The organism is Roseivirga pacifica, assembly GCF_900111145.1.
Classification (GTDB): Bacteria; Bacteroidota; Bacteroidia; order Cytophagales; family Cyclobacteriaceae; genus Roseivirga; species Roseivirga pacifica.
The window spans coordinates 703,658-720,586 of record NZ_FOIR01000002.1; the positions used below are offsets into that span (position 1 = coordinate 703,658).

The window sequence follows — 16,929 nt, forward strand, 5'->3', positions numbered from 1 at the left end:
CTTACGCTTGCCCTAAAAGTGAGAATGCCCCAGCATTAGCTGAGGCATCGAAATCTATATATTTAGGGTTTATTACTAAACCTCGTTTATTTCTCTATTACACCACAACCAACTCTGGCACCAGCGGCACCGCTTGGTTGCGAAGTAAAATCGTCTGGACCAGCATGTACAATTACCGCTTTACCCAAAATATTACTTACATCAGAACCGCCAATTGTCCAGCCAGCAACATCGAGCATTAATGTGCCAGTTCCGTCCTCTCCTACAGTAATATTTCCAATATCTCCTTTATGGAAAGTCTCACTTTCCATTCTGTTGCCATGGGCCACATCTAAAGGGTTCCAGTGGCCTCCAGCCGACTTACCATCTGCTGCCGAACAATCACCTTTCTCGTGAATATGCACCGCGTGCTCTCCTGGTTTAACGCCACTTAGCTTAACGCTTAAGTTAATCTTACCTTCTTCCAATTCGCTAAAGGTAACTTGCCCCTTGAGCTCGCTTCCACTTCTGCTTATTAGCTCAGTGGTTACAACTTTAAACTCCTTGTTAGGCTTTAGAGAAGGTATTTCGTTCTCGGGCGCATCGTTTTTTTGCTCTTTTACCTGAGTACAAGCAACTAGTGCAGTAACTATACCCAGTGCAATGGTGAACATATTGTTGTTAAAGCTTCTCATGGTTGTAGTCTTTGGTTGCTAGCCATAAAGAAAATCACATGCCAAGGCCTTAAAAGCCGTACAGGCGCTGTAAAGGCCAATTGCACAGCATGAACTTTCTCAAGTTGAAAAAATCTATTTCAAAACAATAAAGACCAAGTGTTCACCAGACAGAAAAAGACTATTTTCATGAAGACAAAACTTCAAGAAAATGACTTTTCAGAAAATAAACATCGAAGCCACAGTAAATGCCGATATGCAAACTGCGTGGAACTGCTACACTAATCCGGAGCACATTACAAAATGGAATTTTGCTGACGACAGTTGGCACTGCCCTTCGGCAGAAAACGATCTAAGGGTTGGCGGTAAAATGAAATCGCGTATGGAAGCCAAAGACGGAAGCTTCGGTTTCGACTTTGAAGCCATTTATGATGAAGTGAAGGAAAACGAAAAAATAGTTTACCACCTTGAAGACGGCCGATCAGTTGACATTACTTTCGAGGATAAGGGTGGTTCCATACTTATAAAAATTGTATTTGATGCTGAAAACGAAAACCCAGTTGATATGCAAAAAGCAGGGTGGCAAGCTATTTTGGATAACTATAAAAAACACGCTCAAGCACAGTAATCTAAAACATTATTGTGTCTTACCTATATTTTTCGTTCATTTGAGTAAATCATTTATTTATGAAAATAAACATACTTTTTCTATCGTTGATTCTAGTTGCTTTTAGTTGTAAAGATGCTGATGAAACTCCGGAACCATCAACCAGTATACATCTGATAGCCAAAGAAAGTGGTACTTCCAGTTACAAACACCTTGTAAATGGTAAAGAGCAAGAGATACCATCTGAATTAAATTCTGAGTATACTACGTTAGTCTCAGCAAGTGTAGATGAAGAAGGTAATAGTAAGCTATACTACATCTCTAGAAACTACGGGGAAACAGCCAAGCTATACATCAACGAGAATGGAACAGAGAGCTTGCTAACAAGCTTTCCTCATCCGCTTGTTTTTTTTACTGGAAGTGGCTCCAATGCAAACTCCCTTATATCAGGTTATGTTGAGGGAAATAAAGGCTTTTATATTGAAGGAAACAATATCACCTATGTTGGCGAGGCTGAACATTCAATGGTTCATGTAGCACTAAAGGATAACCAAGGAAACTACCATATAATTTATCAAGAGCGTAAAACCACATACTCTGAAGCATACGGAGCAAATTTTTCTGGCCCTACAGGGCAGCCAAAATACATTTTAAATGGTCAAGAAGTTGTGATACCAATTCCAGAGGGTGCGGTAGTCAACTCATACCGCTTCAATCTTTCTCCTGACGGAACCCCCACCCCGCGTATTAATTTGAACAAAAACCCTTCATCTCCAAATAGCACTCATACTTTACATGAATTCGTAGATGGAGAACTAATAGAAATTGAAACTGAAAGTAATCCAAACGGAACGTTCAAAACATCACGCACAAAACATATTGATGGTAAAGAATATCAGCTTGGCAATTTCTATGCCTTTGATAATTCTCCAGAGGAATCGTACGCTTACTATTTAGAAGATGGCGAAATGCATAAGTTTTCAAATGAGCACCGAAACTATGAGTTTACGGATATTACGGAGATTGATAATGTACTGCACATAGTTGGAAAATCACGATTAAAAAACAACTATGCAGACATACAATCTTTGTATTTAGTAGATGGAGAACCAAATGAACTATCAGGCATTCCGAATTTAGAATTGCTATCTATTTTCAAAGTGGAGTAATTACGGTTACTTTACTTTATGAAAAAACCACTACTCTATTCTACGCTAACCCTTACACTCATGACACTTTCTGCTTTTGTAGGCTGGAAAGGTCATGAGAAATTCACCGATATAGAAAGCATTATCGTTTCTAGAACTCAGGCCAATATTAGCCATGAGAACTGGGGCGATATAGTTATATATACGCCAGAAGATGGCACCAACACCTTTGGCACCAAAAACACACTTACAGCAGTTGCGGAGATCAAGCCAGGAGAGCAAATACACCCACCACACCAACATACGGCAGAAGAGTTTATGTACATGTTAGAGGGTGAAGGCACTTGGAGCTTGAAAGGCAAAGAATCTCCAGCCAAAGCCGGTGATATGATGTACGCTAAACCATGGGACTGGCACGGGCTAACCAACACAGGCGATAAGACATTAAAGTTCTTTGTGGTAAAATGGGATAACAAAGGCGTGAAACCACCGAAAAAACCATAAACCAAGCCCATATTTTACAGAACGAAATGGAACGCTTTAATCAAAAAAGTGTTTTCTTGATTGCTATTCCACTCAAATAACTAAGAATCAGTAGGTGCAAATTACCATTGAAAACATTATTCTAATCGGATCGCTGTTGCTTTTAATAAGCATAGTGGCAGGTAAAACCAGCTATAAGTTCGGTATACCTACCCTATTGCTCTTTTTGGCAATTGGTATTTTGGCCGGCTCCGATGGAATTGGCGGTATTCAGTTCGATAACCCTGGAGTAGCCCAATTCATTGGTATTGTATCGCTCAACTTTATTCTGTTTTCTGGTGGTTTAGACACCAGCTGGTCATCCGTAAAACCAGTACTTAAGGTTGGACTTACCCTTTCTACCCTTGGCGTGTTGTTCACGGCATTGGGGCTTGGCACATTCGTTTATTTTATTACCGATTTCACCCTGTTCGAGAGCTTTTTGCTTGGCGCTATTGTATCCTCTACCGATGCTGCTGCAGTATTTTCTATTCTTAGGGGGAAAAACTTAGGGCTAAAAAAAGACCTTCGCCCCACGCTGGAGCTAGAAAGTGGTAGTAACGACCCGATGGCCTATGTGCTGACCATTGCTTTTCTATCCTTAGTACAAACACCAGACAAAAGCTTGTGGTCAATTATTGGTTTATTCTTAATGCAAATGAGCATTGGTGCCGCTGCTGGCTTTTTGTATGGAAAACTGAGCAAGTGGATCATTAACAATATTAACCTTGATTTTGAAGGGCTTTACCCAGTTCTTGCCATCACACTTATGTTCATTGTGTTTTCAAGCACCGATGCACTTGGCGGAAATGGTTTCTTAGCCATTTACATATGTTCCGTTTACTTGGGCAATCAAAACCTCATTCACAAGAAAACCATAATGCGAATGTTCGATGGGTTGGCTTGGCTAATGCAAATCGTGCTTTTCTTAACCCTTGGTCTTCTGGTTTTCCCGAGTGAAATTGTGCCTTACATTGGCATCGGATTGATCATCTCGCTTTTCTTAATATTCGTAGCTAGGCCATTGGCGGTATTTCTATCACTCATCCCCTTCCGCATGAAGCTAAGAAGGCGGTTTTATATTTCGTGGGTTGGTTTAAGAGGTGCGGTTCCTATTGTTTTTGCCACCTACCCACTATTGGCCGGAATAGATAAGGCAAATGTGATATTTAATATCGTGTTCTTTATTTCGGTTAGTTCGGTGCTTATTCAAGGTACTACACTGCCTATTGTGGCCAAGTGGTTGCATGTGGCCCTACCAAGCAAAGCAAAGCCACTTTCGGCTACCGACATGCTGTTGGAAGAGAAACCAAAAACCATTTTAGACGAAGTTTTGGTTAGCAGCCATTGCCAGCTTATTGGTAAAAAAATTGTAGAACTTGGTTTTCCTAAAAATGTATTGATTGCAATGATTGAGCGAGGTGATAGTTACATTACACCGAATGGGTCAACTGTAATTGAGGATCATGACAAACTTGTAGTGCTTACCGATAAGCAGGAACATTTAGATGAAGTGCGCAAAGTTTTGGGTACTTACGCTAATGAACAAGAAAAACCCGTAGAGGAGGAAGTAAACAGCTAATGCACTAGCTATATTTGCAGCTATACAATGAAAAGAGCAGGAACATACGGCAAAAAAACCCAGTCAGTTGCACTGATGCTTTGTTATGTATTTACTCTGTTTATTGGTTACGTAGCCAATATTGAGGCCAATACGAGAGATTATTCGGCAGCAGACACCACGCTTAGCACTTTACTTTCCGATACTTTTCACCATGCCACCAACCTAAGTAGAAACTCTAGTGAGCGGATAATTACACCGGCTCAAACTGATGATACCCCAGGCAAGGATCACTTGGCTGCTGCCTTATATGGCAATGCGCAAGCACACACAAACATTAACCAGTTTTATGCTGATAGAAGGATTAGACCCTTACATCAACGTAAAGCTGATTTGCTCTTCCCATTCCATTATTTCTGGTAATTCAACTTTTCTCCCACGCCTTAAAAGGCAATTACTTATTACCTAAAACGCTACCACGGCCATTGGCCATGGCAGCACATGAATTACTATAAAATGGAACTAGATATAACAATCATAGGCCTTATTGCAATGGCCCTATGCATTATTCCTTTGCAGATAATGTATAAAAGCAAAAGAAAGAATAGCCTGAAAATAACCGATGCGCTTAAGCAATTGGCCAACGAACTAGGCACCGAATTGAGTACGTTCGACACCGCCTCAAGCTTTGCCCTTGGTTATACTGCCGACAATAGCCATTTGCTATTTAATTATACCGGCAAAGCTGACCCTTTTCAACAAGCCATTCCTTTTTCCGAAATAAGCAATTGCAGGCTTTTGGTAAATCGTACCTCTAAAAAAGCAGGAAAAGAAACAACTTCTATTATTGATAGAATCATGTTGGAACTGGATATGAAGCACGGTGGAAAAAAGCTAAACCTTACGCTTTTTAATTACGACAACTTTATTCCCATGTATAATGAGCTACAACTTGCGCATAAATGGGAAATAGAAATCAATCGGTTGATTGATTAACCCTGCTAGCTGCGGAGCGCAAAAGGTGCTCCGTAGCTTCCTAAAACCCTTTCATTTTGAGAAAATCACTTTCCATCTGAAAAGAGAAAGTGCCGTCAGAGTTTATTAAGCGCGTTTTCCCGCTCATTTCTGGCTTGGCATTACGCTTGTATTTCAATGGCAAAAAAACAATTAGCCATGAAATCAACATTAAAATCTTTAATAGCAGTAGCCCTAGCCGCTACAGTAATAGTAAGTTGTCAAACAAGTAATGCTGTAAAAGGCGGAGCCATTGGCGCAGCCGGTGGTGGTGTGCTTGGTGGCGTAATTGCCGGAAAAGACAACACAGCCGAAGGCGCAATTATAGGTGCTGTAATTGGTGGTACTGCTGGTGCCTTAATTGGTAACCGAATGGACAAACAAGCCGAAGAACTTAGAGCAGACTTAGAAGGTGCCGAAGTAGAACGTGTAGGTGAAGGAATTAAAATCACCTTCGATTCGGGACTTATGTTCGCTACCAATAAGTCGGACTTGAACCCAGCTACCAAAACCAACTTGCAAGAGTTAGCCACTACCCTACAGAAATACGAAGACACCAACGTATTGATTGAGGGCCATACAGATGCAACAGGCTCTGAAGACTACAACCTTAAACTCTCAAAACAGAGAGCATCTTCAGTAGAAGATTACCTAATTGACCTTGGAGTAGGTTATGGCAGGTTACAAACTGAAGGTTATGGAGAACTGCAGCCAGTAGCCAGCAACGACAATGCGAGCGGACGCCAACAAAACAGAAGGGTTGAAATTGCCATTTATGCTAATAAGAAAATGCAGCGCATGGCAAAACGCGGAGAGTTAGGGCAAGAGTAATATAGATTAGTTAGTTAGATTCATTAGAGAAAAGGCCACTTTCGACATAGAAAGTGGCCTTTTTCCATTAATTCATTCTATTTAAAGCCCAAAACCAACACCGATAGAGAAGCCGAGGTAATTTACATTAGCACTATCGCCAGCTTTGGTGGCATAATTATACTTTACACCAAAATGCCCTGAGACATCACCTTGAAAAGGTACTATTACACCTGCGGCCGGTGCTAATCCAAAGTGAAAGTTATTGTCCTCAAAAGCATATAAACCCATTTCGGTACGCCTAGCGATGTAATAGCCACCCACACCAATACCAACATATGGTCTTACACTATACTCAGAGCCAAAATAATAGTGACCGGTAGCTAATACTGGTGTTGAGTTGATAAACCTAAACTGCTTGGCAGATAGTGTAAGCGTGTTGTCTTCGGTCTCAATCACTTCGGTAACAATACCATCACTTTCTTCACGCATTACTTGCCAACCAGACTCCAGGCCCACCGAAACGTTGGTACTAATAAAGAACCTATAGCCAGCCGAAAAACCATTAAAACTAAAACCACCAGCATAGTCTGCTGTTTCACCTAGCCCAATTACAGGGGCATAATCAATATGTAAATAAGAGGCCTGATATTGAGCCTCAGCATCTGTTGTACTAAAAAGCCCAGCACCTAAGATTACAATCGCGAATATTCTATAAAGCTTCTTCATTATTAATTCTTGTCTAGGTAAGGTGAATCATTAAACATTTGGTCGAGCCCCTTGGCTAGCCTAGCATTTATGCTGGTCTGACTACCCTCTAACAGGCCATTGATAGAGCCAGACCACAGTACTGGCACTGGATCAGTATCCGCATCATTCTCATTTACTCCAGCATTCGGATCTACCATCTCAATAATCAAGGTACCCTCGCGATAAGCATAAACCGTTGTAATTCCTCCCGGGTACCAAGGATACCATGGGTACCAACCACCAGGGGGGTATGGTGGGTACCAACCCCAGCCGCCCCAGCCGCCCCAGTAAGACCACCAGTCGTAAATCACCGACACATTTACATTGTCGATTAGCGTAGCGGTAATCAACACATCTGAGCCATTATTCTCAGGGTCAGTGCTTTCTTGCCAACCTAAGCTGTTAAAATGATCTTGCACACTTGTTAGAATCAGCTGCTCCTCGCTTTCAGCTATTTCTTTATCAGGATCGTTAGTAATGTACATTACTGTATCAGGAATTACATAGGTCATGTAATCATCGTAGTTCACCGAATTATCCCTAATGGTAGCCACTAAATCGAGTTCATCGATGTATTCAGCTCCATTCGGATAACAGCCTGCTACCAGCAATAGGCATAAAAGCCCTGGCCAGGCATTTGAGATTTTGAGTTTCATAAGCGTTTTTGTTAAATGGGTTGGTTAGCCCAACACGGGCTCACACTAATATCAAAATTATAATAGATAATTGAATTTACTAATGTTTACAACACTACAACAAAATGCCTTAAAGGTTGTTTATCATTCGGTTATGGAGCAAACCATAATTGAAAAGGGCAACTTCGAACTAAGTGAGCGAGAAATGAACAGTCATTGCACTGAAATGCAAACGATTGAATAAAACTCGGAAAAATTTGTGCGCAAGATTGACCAACCTCTCTTAACAGAAATTGACCTTTCAAAAATTTGCAAGCTTCGCTTACGAAAAAAAATAAGTCTTTTGCTGGAATTAAACGTCCTTAACTAAACACAGTCTAACTGCACAAGCGCGTACATTTTAGACCCTAATTGTATACGATTAAAGCTTTATGGTAAGAAAAATTGTAGGAATAGCAGTAGGTTTAATCCTATTAGCAGCATCGTTCTATGTGGCAAAAAGCCTTGTAGAAAACAATAAACGACCGGTTTTTGAGGTTCCGAAAACAGTAAAAACCGTTTATACCCAATCTGTACTTAATACCGATGTACCTATAGTGGTTGAAGCCAAAGGAAACTTGGTGGCCTCTAGAAAAATTGAACTTTATGCCGAAGTTCAAGGGATACTGCAAGAAACTAGCAAGGCCTTTAAGGCCGGTCAAGCCTACCGAAAAGGTGAAATACTAATGGATATTGATAGCCGCGAGTATTACACCAGTTTGTTGGCTCAAAGAAGTACACTTTACGATCTTATTACTGGCATGATGCCAGACTTACGATTCGACTACGAAGAATCGTTTGAACAATGGCAAACCTACCTCAATAATTTCGATCTAAACGAAAATGTAAAGCCGCTTCCTGAGCCCGTAAACGATCAGGAAAGATACTTTGTAAACGGTCGCCAGGTAGTAACTACTTACTACACCATCAAAAACATGGAAGAACGCTATAGCAAATACAAAATAACGGCTCCATTTGATGGTATTCTTACTGAATCGCTTGTAAATCCTGGAACTTTGGTTCGTTCTGGCCAAAAAATGGGAGAATTCGTTTCCCTAAACGATTTTGAGCTTGAGGTAAACGTTAACCAAGAGTTTTTAGACATTCTTCGTGTTGGAGAGCCCGTATTATTGACGAACCTATCTGGCGCAAAGGAATGGGACGGTATTGTAAAACGCGTTAATGGAAGAATTGACCAAGCTACGCAAACCGTTACTGTATACATTGGCGTAAAAGGTAGCGAACTGATTGAAGGTATGTACATGGAGGCCAAAATTGCTGGTAGATCAGAAAACAATGCCATCGAAATTCCAAGATCGCTCTTGATCAACGACTCTGAAGTTTTTGCAGTAGAAGGTGATAAACTGGTAGTGAAGGAAGTAAACACAGTTTATTTTACTGACGAAACAGCAGTGATAAAAGGCCTGCCTGATGGCACCCAGTTGGTGAACCGCCCTGTTGCTGGTGGTTATAGCGGAATGCTCGTAAAAATTGCCCCTTCAAGAGAAACAGGAACTATTGAACAATAGGCCATGAGGAATTTAATTTCATATTTCATCAAGTATTCGGTAGCGGTAAACGTGCTTATGGCCGCTATCCTAATCTTTGGTGTGGTGGGTTTGCTGAGGATGAAATCTTCATTTTTCCCACTCAACGAAACACGAACAATTAGCATTTCCATCACCTACCCTGGTGCTTCTCCTTTAGAGGTAGAAGAGGGAATAATGCTGAAAATTGAGGATAACCTTAAAGGGGTTATCGGTATTGATAGAGTAACCTCAGTAAGTCGCGAAAATTCCGGAACTATTACTGTAGAAACAGAAAAGGGCCGAGATATTGACCTTATGCTGCAAGAAGTTAAAAATGCAGTAGACAGGGTTCCCTCCTACCCATCGGGTATGGAACCATTGGTTGTGGCCAAGCAGGAAAGAGTAAGACCTAGTATTTCTTTTGCCCTTACGGGAGATCAAATTCCGCTAAAAACATTGAAAGATGTTGGTCGCGAAATTGAGAATGACTTGCGAGGCATAGAAGGAATTTCTCAAGTGGAGTTAAGTGGTTTTCCGAATGAGGAAATAGAGATTGCCCTTAGAGAGTCTGATTTACAGGCTTACAACCTTACTTTTAGCCAGGTAGCAGAAACCATTTCTCAAGAGAACATACTGGTAACAGGTGGTAATATTAAAACCGATATTGAGGAATACCTTATACGAGCCAACACGCGCTCTTATGTAGCCCGTGAGTTAGATTACTTAGTAGTAAGGGCTGATGCATCAGGAAATGTAATTCGCTTAAGAGACATAGCTGAGGTTCGCGATAGATTTGCAGAAAGTCCGAACGCAACCTATTTCAATGGAAAAGTAGCTGTAAACGTAAGCATCTCAAACACCAACGATGAAGACTTACTTTCTACCGCAGCCAATGTAAAGGAATACATAGAAGGGTTTAATCAAAGATACTCTAACCTAAAAATTGACATTGTAAGTGACGGTTCCATTCGCCTAAAGCAAAGAACCCAACTGCTTATTGAAAATGCTGGTGTAGGTGCGCTTTTGGTGCTTTTCTTCCTATCACTATTCTTAAACACACGATTGGCATTTTGGGTAGCAATAGGCCTACCAATAGCATTCTTAGGAATGTTCATTTTTGCCCCATACCTGTCACTTACCATCAATATTCTGTCACTCTTCGGAATGATCATTGTAATTGGTATTCTGGTAGATGATGGAATTGTAATAGCAGAAAACATTTACGCTCACTACGAGCAAGGCAAAGGCCGTATTCAAGCGGCAATTGATGGTACAATGGAAGTTGTTCCACCAATTGTATCGGCTATTCTTACTACCCTATTGGCATTCAGTACCTTTCTGTTTTTAGATGGTAGAATTGGTGAATTCTTTAGTGAAGTTGCTGTGGTTGTAATGATTACACTGGCTGTTTCGCTAGTAGAAGCTTTGATTATTCTTCCGGCACACGTTGCCCACTCAAAGGCATTGCAGAAAGAAGAACCAAAGGCCAAAAAGTCAATTGTTGGTAAAATATTCTCCAAGCTGAGAGAAGTGAACAAAATCGGAGATTATATCACGAATATATTAAGGGATAAGATTTACGCCAAAGTGCTCAGATTTGCACTAAATAACAGATTCTTAACCGTAGCATTCGCTTTCTCCTTACTTATTGTAACTGTAGGAAACATCGGTGGTGGAGTAATTAAAAGAAGCTTCTTCCCTTCCGTAGCTAGTGACGAAGTAAGTATTGAGCTAAATATGCCGGAGGGTACCAACGTACGTATTACAGACTCTATTCTTACGGTTTTAGAAGAAAAAACCTGGTTGGTAAACGAAGAATTTACTGCCAAACAAACTGGCAACCGACAGGTAGTTGAGAATGTGATTAAGCGTGTGTCTGGTACATCGAGTGGTTCATTAAGAATCAACTTGTTACCAGGAGAACTGAGAGATTTCAACTCAGATGAAATCGGTAACGCTATTAGACAAAAGATGGGGCCTGTTTATGGCGTTGAATCACTTGTTTACGGTGGCGGTAGAAACTTTGGTGGCAGTCCAGTTTCAGTTTCTCTTTTGAGTAACAACATTGAGGAGCTAAAAGCAGCCAAACAAGAGTTAAAAGAAGAGCTATCGAATAATGCCCTTTTAAAAGACATTACTGATAATGACCCTCAGGGTATTAAGGAAATCAGTATTCGACTTAAAGAAAAGGCTTACTTGCTTGGCTTAAGCACAAGAGAAGTCATGAACCAAGTGCGTTACGGTTTCTTCGGCTTTCAGGCGCAGCGTTTTCAGCGCGGTCAAGACGAAATCCGTGTTTGGGTGCGCTACGACAGGGTAAACCGCTCGAGCATTAACAACCTAGACGAAATGAAGATTTCGGCTCCTGACGGTTCTAGAATTCCTTTTGCAGAAATTGCCAACTACACCATTGAACGTGGAGAAATCGCCATTAACCACCTTGATGGCCGTAGAGAAATTCAAGTTTCGGCCGACCTAGCGGATATAGATGCTAGTGCGCCTGAGATTCTGGCAGATATTGAAAACGTGATTATGCCAGAGATTCAGTCGAAATACCCGTCTGTTTCGGCTATTTTCGATGGACAGCAGCGCGAACAAAACAAGATGACAAGGTCTGCCAACACGGTAATTCCAATCATCATTTTCCTAATTTATATTACCATCGCCTTTACATTCCGTTCTTACGATCAGCCATTGCTACTATTATTATTAGTGCCAATGAGTTTGGTTGGCGTAGCATGGGGACACTACCTACATGGCTTCTCTATCAACCTACTTTCTTGGTTGGGAATCATCGCCTTGGTGGGAATTATGGTGAACGATGGCCTTGTGCTAATTGGCAAGTTCAACGGCTGCCTTAAAGACGGTATGCCATTCGATGAAGCATTATTCACAGCGTCAAAAGCTAGGTTTAGAGCCATTTTCCTTACTTCGCTTACTACCATTGCAGGTATGGCACCGCTGATTTTGGAGAAAAGCCGACAAGCGCAATTCTTAATTCCAATGGCCATTTCTATTGCTTACGGAATTGCTGTTGCCACCGTATTAACATTGATTTTACTCCCTGTTTACCTCTCACTTTCCAACTCATTCAAAGTGAATAGCAAGTGGTTGTTTACAGGAAAAAGAGTTCCTAAGGAACAAGTTGAAAACGCGATTCTGGAACTTAAAACCGAATTACATGACTAAGAGATATATTTATATAGCTACTCTCCTATTGTTGTTTTCTGGGTTGAATATTTCGGCCCAACAAATGCTAACCAAACACGATGCATTGCGCATAGTAATGGAAAACAACTTTGATGTGGTGCTTTCGGAAGAACAGCTGAAAATTGCAGAAACAAATACCAGTATTTTCAATAGTGGTTATTTACCAACGCTATCGGGCAATGCAGGTATTACCTACAACATAGACAACCTGAATGTGGAGCGTCAAGACGGTAGTGTAATTGAAACTACCAACGCCAAGTCTGACAGCCATAATGCGGGTTTAAACTTAAACTATGTGCTTTTTAATGGCTTTAGCCGCAAGTATAACTTAGAACGTAACAAGGAGCTACTAAATCAAGGCCAGCTTAATATGAGGGCAACTTTAGAGGCTACCATTCTAACACTTTTTCAGAGTTACTATGGTGTGGCACGCTCTCAGCACAACGTTGAAAACTTGCAAGAAACACTGGTTATCTCGAAAGAAAGGCTGCGCAGAATGCAATACGGCTACGAGTACGGTAGAAATTCACGCTTAGACGTTTCGAATGCTGAAGTTGACGTGAATACGGACAGCATCAACCTTTTAAACGCAAAGCAAAACCTGGCCAATAGCAAACGCGACCTGAACTTTATTTTGGGTCAGCCGGCTAACACAGTAATTAATGTAGATACAACGCTTCAGTTTAACGGATTGGTGAATAGAGACGAACTGCACGCCAGTATGCAAACCGAGAGCGTTCAGATTCTAATTGCCAACTCGAACATTGCTGCAAATAGAAGTGCCACTAAAGCCACCCAAGGCGGCTACTACCCTTCTTTAAGTTTGAACGGAAGTTACAGCTACAGACGAGGCAACAACAACGATGCATCCTTTACGGCTGCCAATACATCGAGTGGGTTTAGTTACGGAGCAAGCCTTAGCTGGAACCTGTTTGATGGCGGTTCTACCCGAACCAATGAGCAAGTGGCTAAAATCAACGAGAACATTAGTCAAATTGGTTTAGAGCAAACCAAAAACCAACTGGAAGTTGATTTTGAAAATGCTTGGGGCGATTATCAAAACAAACTGTTTGTAGTGCAGGCGCAAGAAGCCAACTTGCAAACAAACAGACAGAACTTTGAGCGCTCTGTAGAGCAATATAAGTTAGGTCAGCTTACTTCCATTGACTTTAGAACAGCACAAAGAAACTTATTAACTGCCGAGGTAAGCCTTACACAGGCCAAATACGATGCTAAAATTGCAGAGTTGGTGCTACTGCAACTGGCAGGCAGAATTCAAGAAGCTGACTTTTAGATCAGAGATGTACCTTAACAACTAAAGAAGGCTCGCCAAATGGTGAGCCTTCTTTTTTAGATAAGCAATTCCCAATTTACTTTTCTAACAGTGCAAGCAGTTGCTTGTTATCTTCAGCTTTTGCATAAGCCACCGGTGTTTTCCCTCGATTATCCTTTAAAGTTTTGTCCGCACCTCCATCGAGTAGCGCCTTTACAATATTTACCTTACCAAAAGTAACGGCATAAGTTAATGCCGTAGCGCCTCCAAAATTTTGCACGTTTACATCGGCACCTCGTGTGATCAGCTTGTTTACAATCTCCTCAAAACCCTTAAAACAAGCGCCCATTAGAGCCGTGTTGCCCGAGCCATCTTGCCCATTAATTTGTGCACCAGCATCCACAAACAACTCTACAAGTACAGGTTGATTGAAATATGCTGCCATAATAAGTGGAGTAAAACCCCGTGAATCAGCCTCATTCACAATTTGAGGCGAACTACTTACTATTTGTTGTACTGCTTCAGAATTGCCGTTTCTAACGGCATCTAAAAGGGTTTGGATTGACTGGCTCATAGGTTTTTTGTTGTAACAGCAATGCCAAAAGCCTAAACGGCCAGTATTAGCTGCTAATTTCAAACACAAGTTGACAATTGATTAACAGTCAATCAAATAGATAGTTTAAACAAGCTATAGAAGAAAACTATAAACCCTGTGAAATATTCAAAAAGCAATAGTTCTACTTGATTGGGAATCGAATTTCGGTGATCAAGTCATTTGGTGCTGTAGTCGATGGGTCGCTTACATACACCTCAAACGGATCCATCTTTTTATTCTGCTTGTAGGCTTTGCTTCGCGAAAGGTTCATTTGTGCACCCCAGGCATTACCCAAGTGGTGATATGGCCCTGTGTGCGTAACGGTATAGGTTGAAGTGCTTGGCAAACTGCCCAGTGAAAGTCCATTTGGTATAGTATCGGGCACCTTCTTTAGTGGTACACCAACAGTATAGTCTACCTTGCCCTTTGCTATATTCCATTTGTGGTAAATCGTAAAAGGCGCGCCTGATACCTCACCTTTAATTGGCTCTGCTGCAGTCATTAATTCAGAAAAGTCCTTGGCCATGGCCTCACCGATTTCGTCCATGCCACAACTGGTTTTTAGCCCCAAGTACTGGTAACCTTCATACCTGCCCTCTCCCGTAAACTCTAGCTTAGAGTGTACTTCGCCATCTTCCAAATAATCTTTTAAAAGCTTCAGTCCTCGTTCAAAGTCCATTCCCACAAACGACTCCATCATCTTCTTCATAAAAAACATAAAGAAGGGCATGCTGCTCGCCATTACCCAAGTAACCTTTGTGCCTTCAGCAGAAGGGCTCAGGTGAAAGGTAACATCAGCCTGCGACTTCCAAGGCTTTAAAAAGACCAAGTTAAAATCGATTCGCTCGAACTCCTTTTCACCCACAACTTCCATGTTTCCGCTGCCAATGCGTTTTCCATCCCACTCATAAAAGCGGTTGTCATCTCTTACCGTCATCTTTGTTTCTGGTTCAAGAATTAACCACGGTGACCACTTTTGCCACTCATCCATTTTAACAAGTGAATTGTACACATTCTCTGGACTGGTTTTGATCTCTAAAGATCTGGAAACGTTCATTTTAGGCATGGCATTAAGTTTTAGCGCTAATGAAAATAGCAAATACAATCTTTAATCCATCTAAACATTCTCAACTTTGTGTAGAGTGGTAGAATTTTGAAGCGTTACTTTTACCGAATGAATCAGCCCAACGGCCAAATACTAAAAGACCTTGTTGTACATAAAATGCCCTTTGGAAAATACAAAGGCAGAACGCTGTGCGATCTGCCTGTATATTATTTAGAGTGGTTTGCCAGCGAAGGTTTTCCAAAAGGCAAGCTGGGTATGCAGCTTCAAACACTCTACGAAATCAAAATCAATGGGCTAGAGTTTTTACTAGAGCCACTTAAGGCTAATCGATAGCCTCGCGAACCAGCCTCACCATTTCACCAATCTTGTTTGGCTCTAGCCATCGGGTAACAATCACCAAATCGTTGGCCTTATCTACCACTATAAAGTTACCACCAAAGCCTGCAGCGTAGTAAATAGACTCATCATCTACTCCTTTCCATTTACGACCGCCTCGGTTAAGCCACCACATGTAACCGTAGCTCGCTTGTGCCTCGGACGATACCTGAACGGCATCAACCCAGTTTTTAGAGATCAGTTGGTTGCCATTCCAGTTGCCTTCATTCAAAAACAAATAGCCAAAACGGGCATGGTCCATTGCGCTAATAAACACACCTCCACCAGAGTGCCCTCCACCAGTTACCGACTTCATCTGCATGCCGTCAACAGTTACCCAAGCATCTTTGTAGCCAAACCAACGCCAAGTGGTAGAAGCACCAATAGGATCCATTATTCTTTCTTTCAACACTTGCGGAAGAGGTTTTCTCCACACTTGTAGTAAGGAGTAAGCCAAAACATTGACGCGCACATCATTATATTCCATCACCGTGCCCGGAGTAACAGGTTTAGTAAACCTCCAATCGTCAGTACCTCCCTGTCTTGGCGGCCTATCGGCCCAATCTTTAATACCAAACAAGGTACCCGACCAAGCCGATGATTGATTGAGCAAATGATGCCATTCGATAGTAGCATTGTGTGCCCCACCAAAAGTGCCGTCCCATACATATTGTTCCACTTTATCGTGCACATTGGCGATCAAACCATCATCCAAGGCCAAGCCAGCCATTGTAGAAAGGTAGCTTTTGGTTACACTAAAGGTCATGTCTACGCGGTCTACATCGCCCCATTGTGCAGCAACGTAGCCATTCTTAATTACCACACCTGCTGGGCCACCACGTTTTTTCGTTGGACCCAAAATTTCATGATAAGGCTCTGAACGAAATCCCTCTAAAATGGCTATTCGCAAATCGCGCGAGCCGCTGTATTCGTTGCTATTGGCAAAATCTACAGCCTGTTGTAAAGCTGCGGCATTCATGCCGACCTCCTGTGGAGCTTTGGTTTGCCATGTGCCCCTTGGCGGAAAATATTGTTGGGCTGAAAGACCGGCTGAAAAGCCCAAAGCCAACACTATAGTTAGTAGTTTTTTCATTAGTAAAGTTTTCTACGATTTAGATAACCTAACCAATAAATTCAAGTGG

General features: G+C 41.6%; 18 protein-coding genes. 12 read left to right on the forward strand and 6 right to left on the reverse strand.

Annotated features, from left to right (window positions below):
• Positions 1–86: 86 nt before the first annotated feature.
• The gene (locus BMW98_RS11805) at positions 87–674 is read right to left on the reverse strand and encodes a superoxide dismutase family protein (RefSeq protein ID WP_090258792.1); all 588 of its coding nucleotides are present in this window, start codon (positions 672–674) and stop codon (positions 87–89) included.
• 190 nt (positions 675–864) lie between these two features.
• Here BMW98_RS11805 and BMW98_RS11810 point away from each other — a divergent pair, with 190 nt between their 5' ends.
• From BMW98_RS11810 to BMW98_RS11840, 7 genes are all read left to right on the forward strand, one after another.
• Entirely contained in the window at positions 865–1,281 is a 417-nt protein-coding gene (locus tag BMW98_RS11810; RefSeq protein ID WP_090258793.1) for an SRPBCC family protein, read from the forward strand.
• Between the two features lie 59 nt (positions 1,282–1,340).
• On the forward strand, positions 1,341–2,429 hold the full coding sequence (locus BMW98_RS11815) for a hypothetical protein (protein WP_090258794.1): 1,089 nt from the start codon (positions 1,341–1,343) through the stop codon (positions 2,427–2,429).
• Between the two features lie 18 nt (positions 2,430–2,447).
• Positions 2,448–2,912 carry a cupin domain-containing protein gene (locus BMW98_RS11820; protein ID WP_222843640.1) on the forward strand — a complete coding sequence of 155 codons (465 nt, stop codon included), beginning with the start codon at positions 2,448–2,450 and terminating at the stop codon, positions 2,910–2,912.
• A gap of 94 nt (positions 2,913–3,006) precedes the next feature.
• A complete protein-coding gene (locus tag BMW98_RS11825) occupies positions 3,007–4,512 on the forward strand; it encodes a potassium/proton antiporter (RefSeq protein ID WP_090258795.1) in 1,506 nt (501 codons plus the stop codon).
• A 27-nt stretch (positions 4,513–4,539) separates the two neighbouring features.
• On the forward strand, positions 4,540–4,914 hold the full coding sequence (locus BMW98_RS11830; RefSeq protein ID WP_090258796.1) for a hypothetical protein: 375 nt from the start codon (positions 4,540–4,542) through the stop codon (positions 4,912–4,914).
• 93 nt (positions 4,915–5,007) lie between these two features.
• Positions 5,008–5,487 (forward strand): hypothetical protein, encoded by a 480-nt coding sequence (locus tag BMW98_RS11835; RefSeq protein WP_139177528.1) that lies wholly within the window; start codon positions 5,008–5,010, stop codon positions 5,485–5,487.
• Positions 5,488–5,664: 177 nt separating this feature from the next.
• Positions 5,665–6,336, forward strand: coding sequence for a YiaD family glycine zipper/OmpA-like lipoprotein (locus tag BMW98_RS11840; RefSeq protein ID WP_090259448.1), 672 nt, complete (start codon positions 5,665–5,667; stop codon positions 6,334–6,336).
• Between the two features lie 81 nt (positions 6,337–6,417).
• On the opposite strand, the gene BMW98_RS11845 is transcribed toward BMW98_RS11840, so the two are convergent.
• Positions 6,418–7,044, reverse strand: a complete 627-nt coding sequence (locus BMW98_RS11845) for an opacity family porin (RefSeq protein WP_090258798.1) — start codon at positions 7,042–7,044, stop codon at positions 6,418–6,420.
• Positions 7,045–7,046: 2 nt separating this feature from the next.
• Positions 7,047–7,721: a DUF4136 domain-containing protein gene (locus tag BMW98_RS11850; protein ID WP_090258799.1), complete on the reverse strand. Its 675-nt coding sequence runs from the start codon at positions 7,719–7,721 to the stop codon at positions 7,047–7,049.
• Between the two features lie 82 nt (positions 7,722–7,803).
• Here BMW98_RS11850 and BMW98_RS20465 point away from each other — a divergent pair, with 82 nt between their 5' ends.
• From BMW98_RS20465 to BMW98_RS11865, 4 genes are all read left to right on the forward strand, one after another.
• Positions 7,804–7,944, forward strand: a complete 141-nt coding sequence (locus BMW98_RS20465) for a hypothetical protein (RefSeq protein ID WP_170836515.1) — start codon at positions 7,804–7,806, stop codon at positions 7,942–7,944.
• Between the two features lie 187 nt (positions 7,945–8,131).
• The gene (locus tag BMW98_RS11855; protein ID WP_090258800.1) at positions 8,132–9,268 is read left to right on the forward strand and encodes an efflux RND transporter periplasmic adaptor subunit; all 1,137 of its coding nucleotides are present in this window, start codon (positions 8,132–8,134) and stop codon (positions 9,266–9,268) included.
• A 3-nt stretch (positions 9,269–9,271) separates the two neighbouring features.
• Positions 9,272–12,457 (forward strand): efflux RND transporter permease subunit, encoded by a 3,186-nt coding sequence (locus BMW98_RS11860; protein ID WP_090258801.1) that lies wholly within the window; start codon positions 9,272–9,274, stop codon positions 12,455–12,457.
• Positions 12,450–13,772 carry a TolC family protein gene (locus BMW98_RS11865; RefSeq protein ID WP_090258802.1) on the forward strand — a complete coding sequence of 441 codons (1,323 nt, stop codon included), beginning with the start codon at positions 12,450–12,452 and terminating at the stop codon, positions 13,770–13,772. The genes BMW98_RS11860 and BMW98_RS11865 overlap by 8 nt, the downstream gene beginning before the upstream one ends.
• Positions 13,773–13,848: 76 nt before the next feature.
• Here the strand turns inward: BMW98_RS11865 and BMW98_RS11870 are convergent, their stop codons facing one another.
• A complete protein-coding gene (locus BMW98_RS11870; protein ID WP_090258803.1) occupies positions 13,849–14,325 on the reverse strand; it encodes an ankyrin repeat domain-containing protein in 477 nt (158 codons plus the stop codon).
• A gap of 163 nt (positions 14,326–14,488) precedes the next feature.
• Positions 14,489–15,412 carry an SRPBCC family protein gene (locus BMW98_RS11875; protein ID WP_090258804.1) on the reverse strand — a complete coding sequence of 308 codons (924 nt, stop codon included), beginning with the start codon at positions 15,410–15,412 and terminating at the stop codon, positions 14,489–14,491.
• Between the two features lie 108 nt (positions 15,413–15,520).
• On the opposite strand from BMW98_RS11875, the gene BMW98_RS11880 reads away from it, so the two are divergent.
• Positions 15,521–15,745 (forward strand): DUF3820 family protein, encoded by a 225-nt coding sequence (locus tag BMW98_RS11880; protein ID WP_090258805.1) that lies wholly within the window; start codon positions 15,521–15,523, stop codon positions 15,743–15,745.
• On the opposite strand, the gene BMW98_RS11885 is transcribed toward BMW98_RS11880, so the two are convergent.
• Positions 15,735–16,880 carry a serine hydrolase domain-containing protein gene (locus BMW98_RS11885; RefSeq protein WP_090258806.1) on the reverse strand — a complete coding sequence of 382 codons (1,146 nt, stop codon included), beginning with the start codon at positions 16,878–16,880 and terminating at the stop codon, positions 15,735–15,737. The genes BMW98_RS11880 and BMW98_RS11885 overlap by 11 nt on opposite strands.
• Positions 16,881–16,929 lie beyond the last annotated feature (49 nt).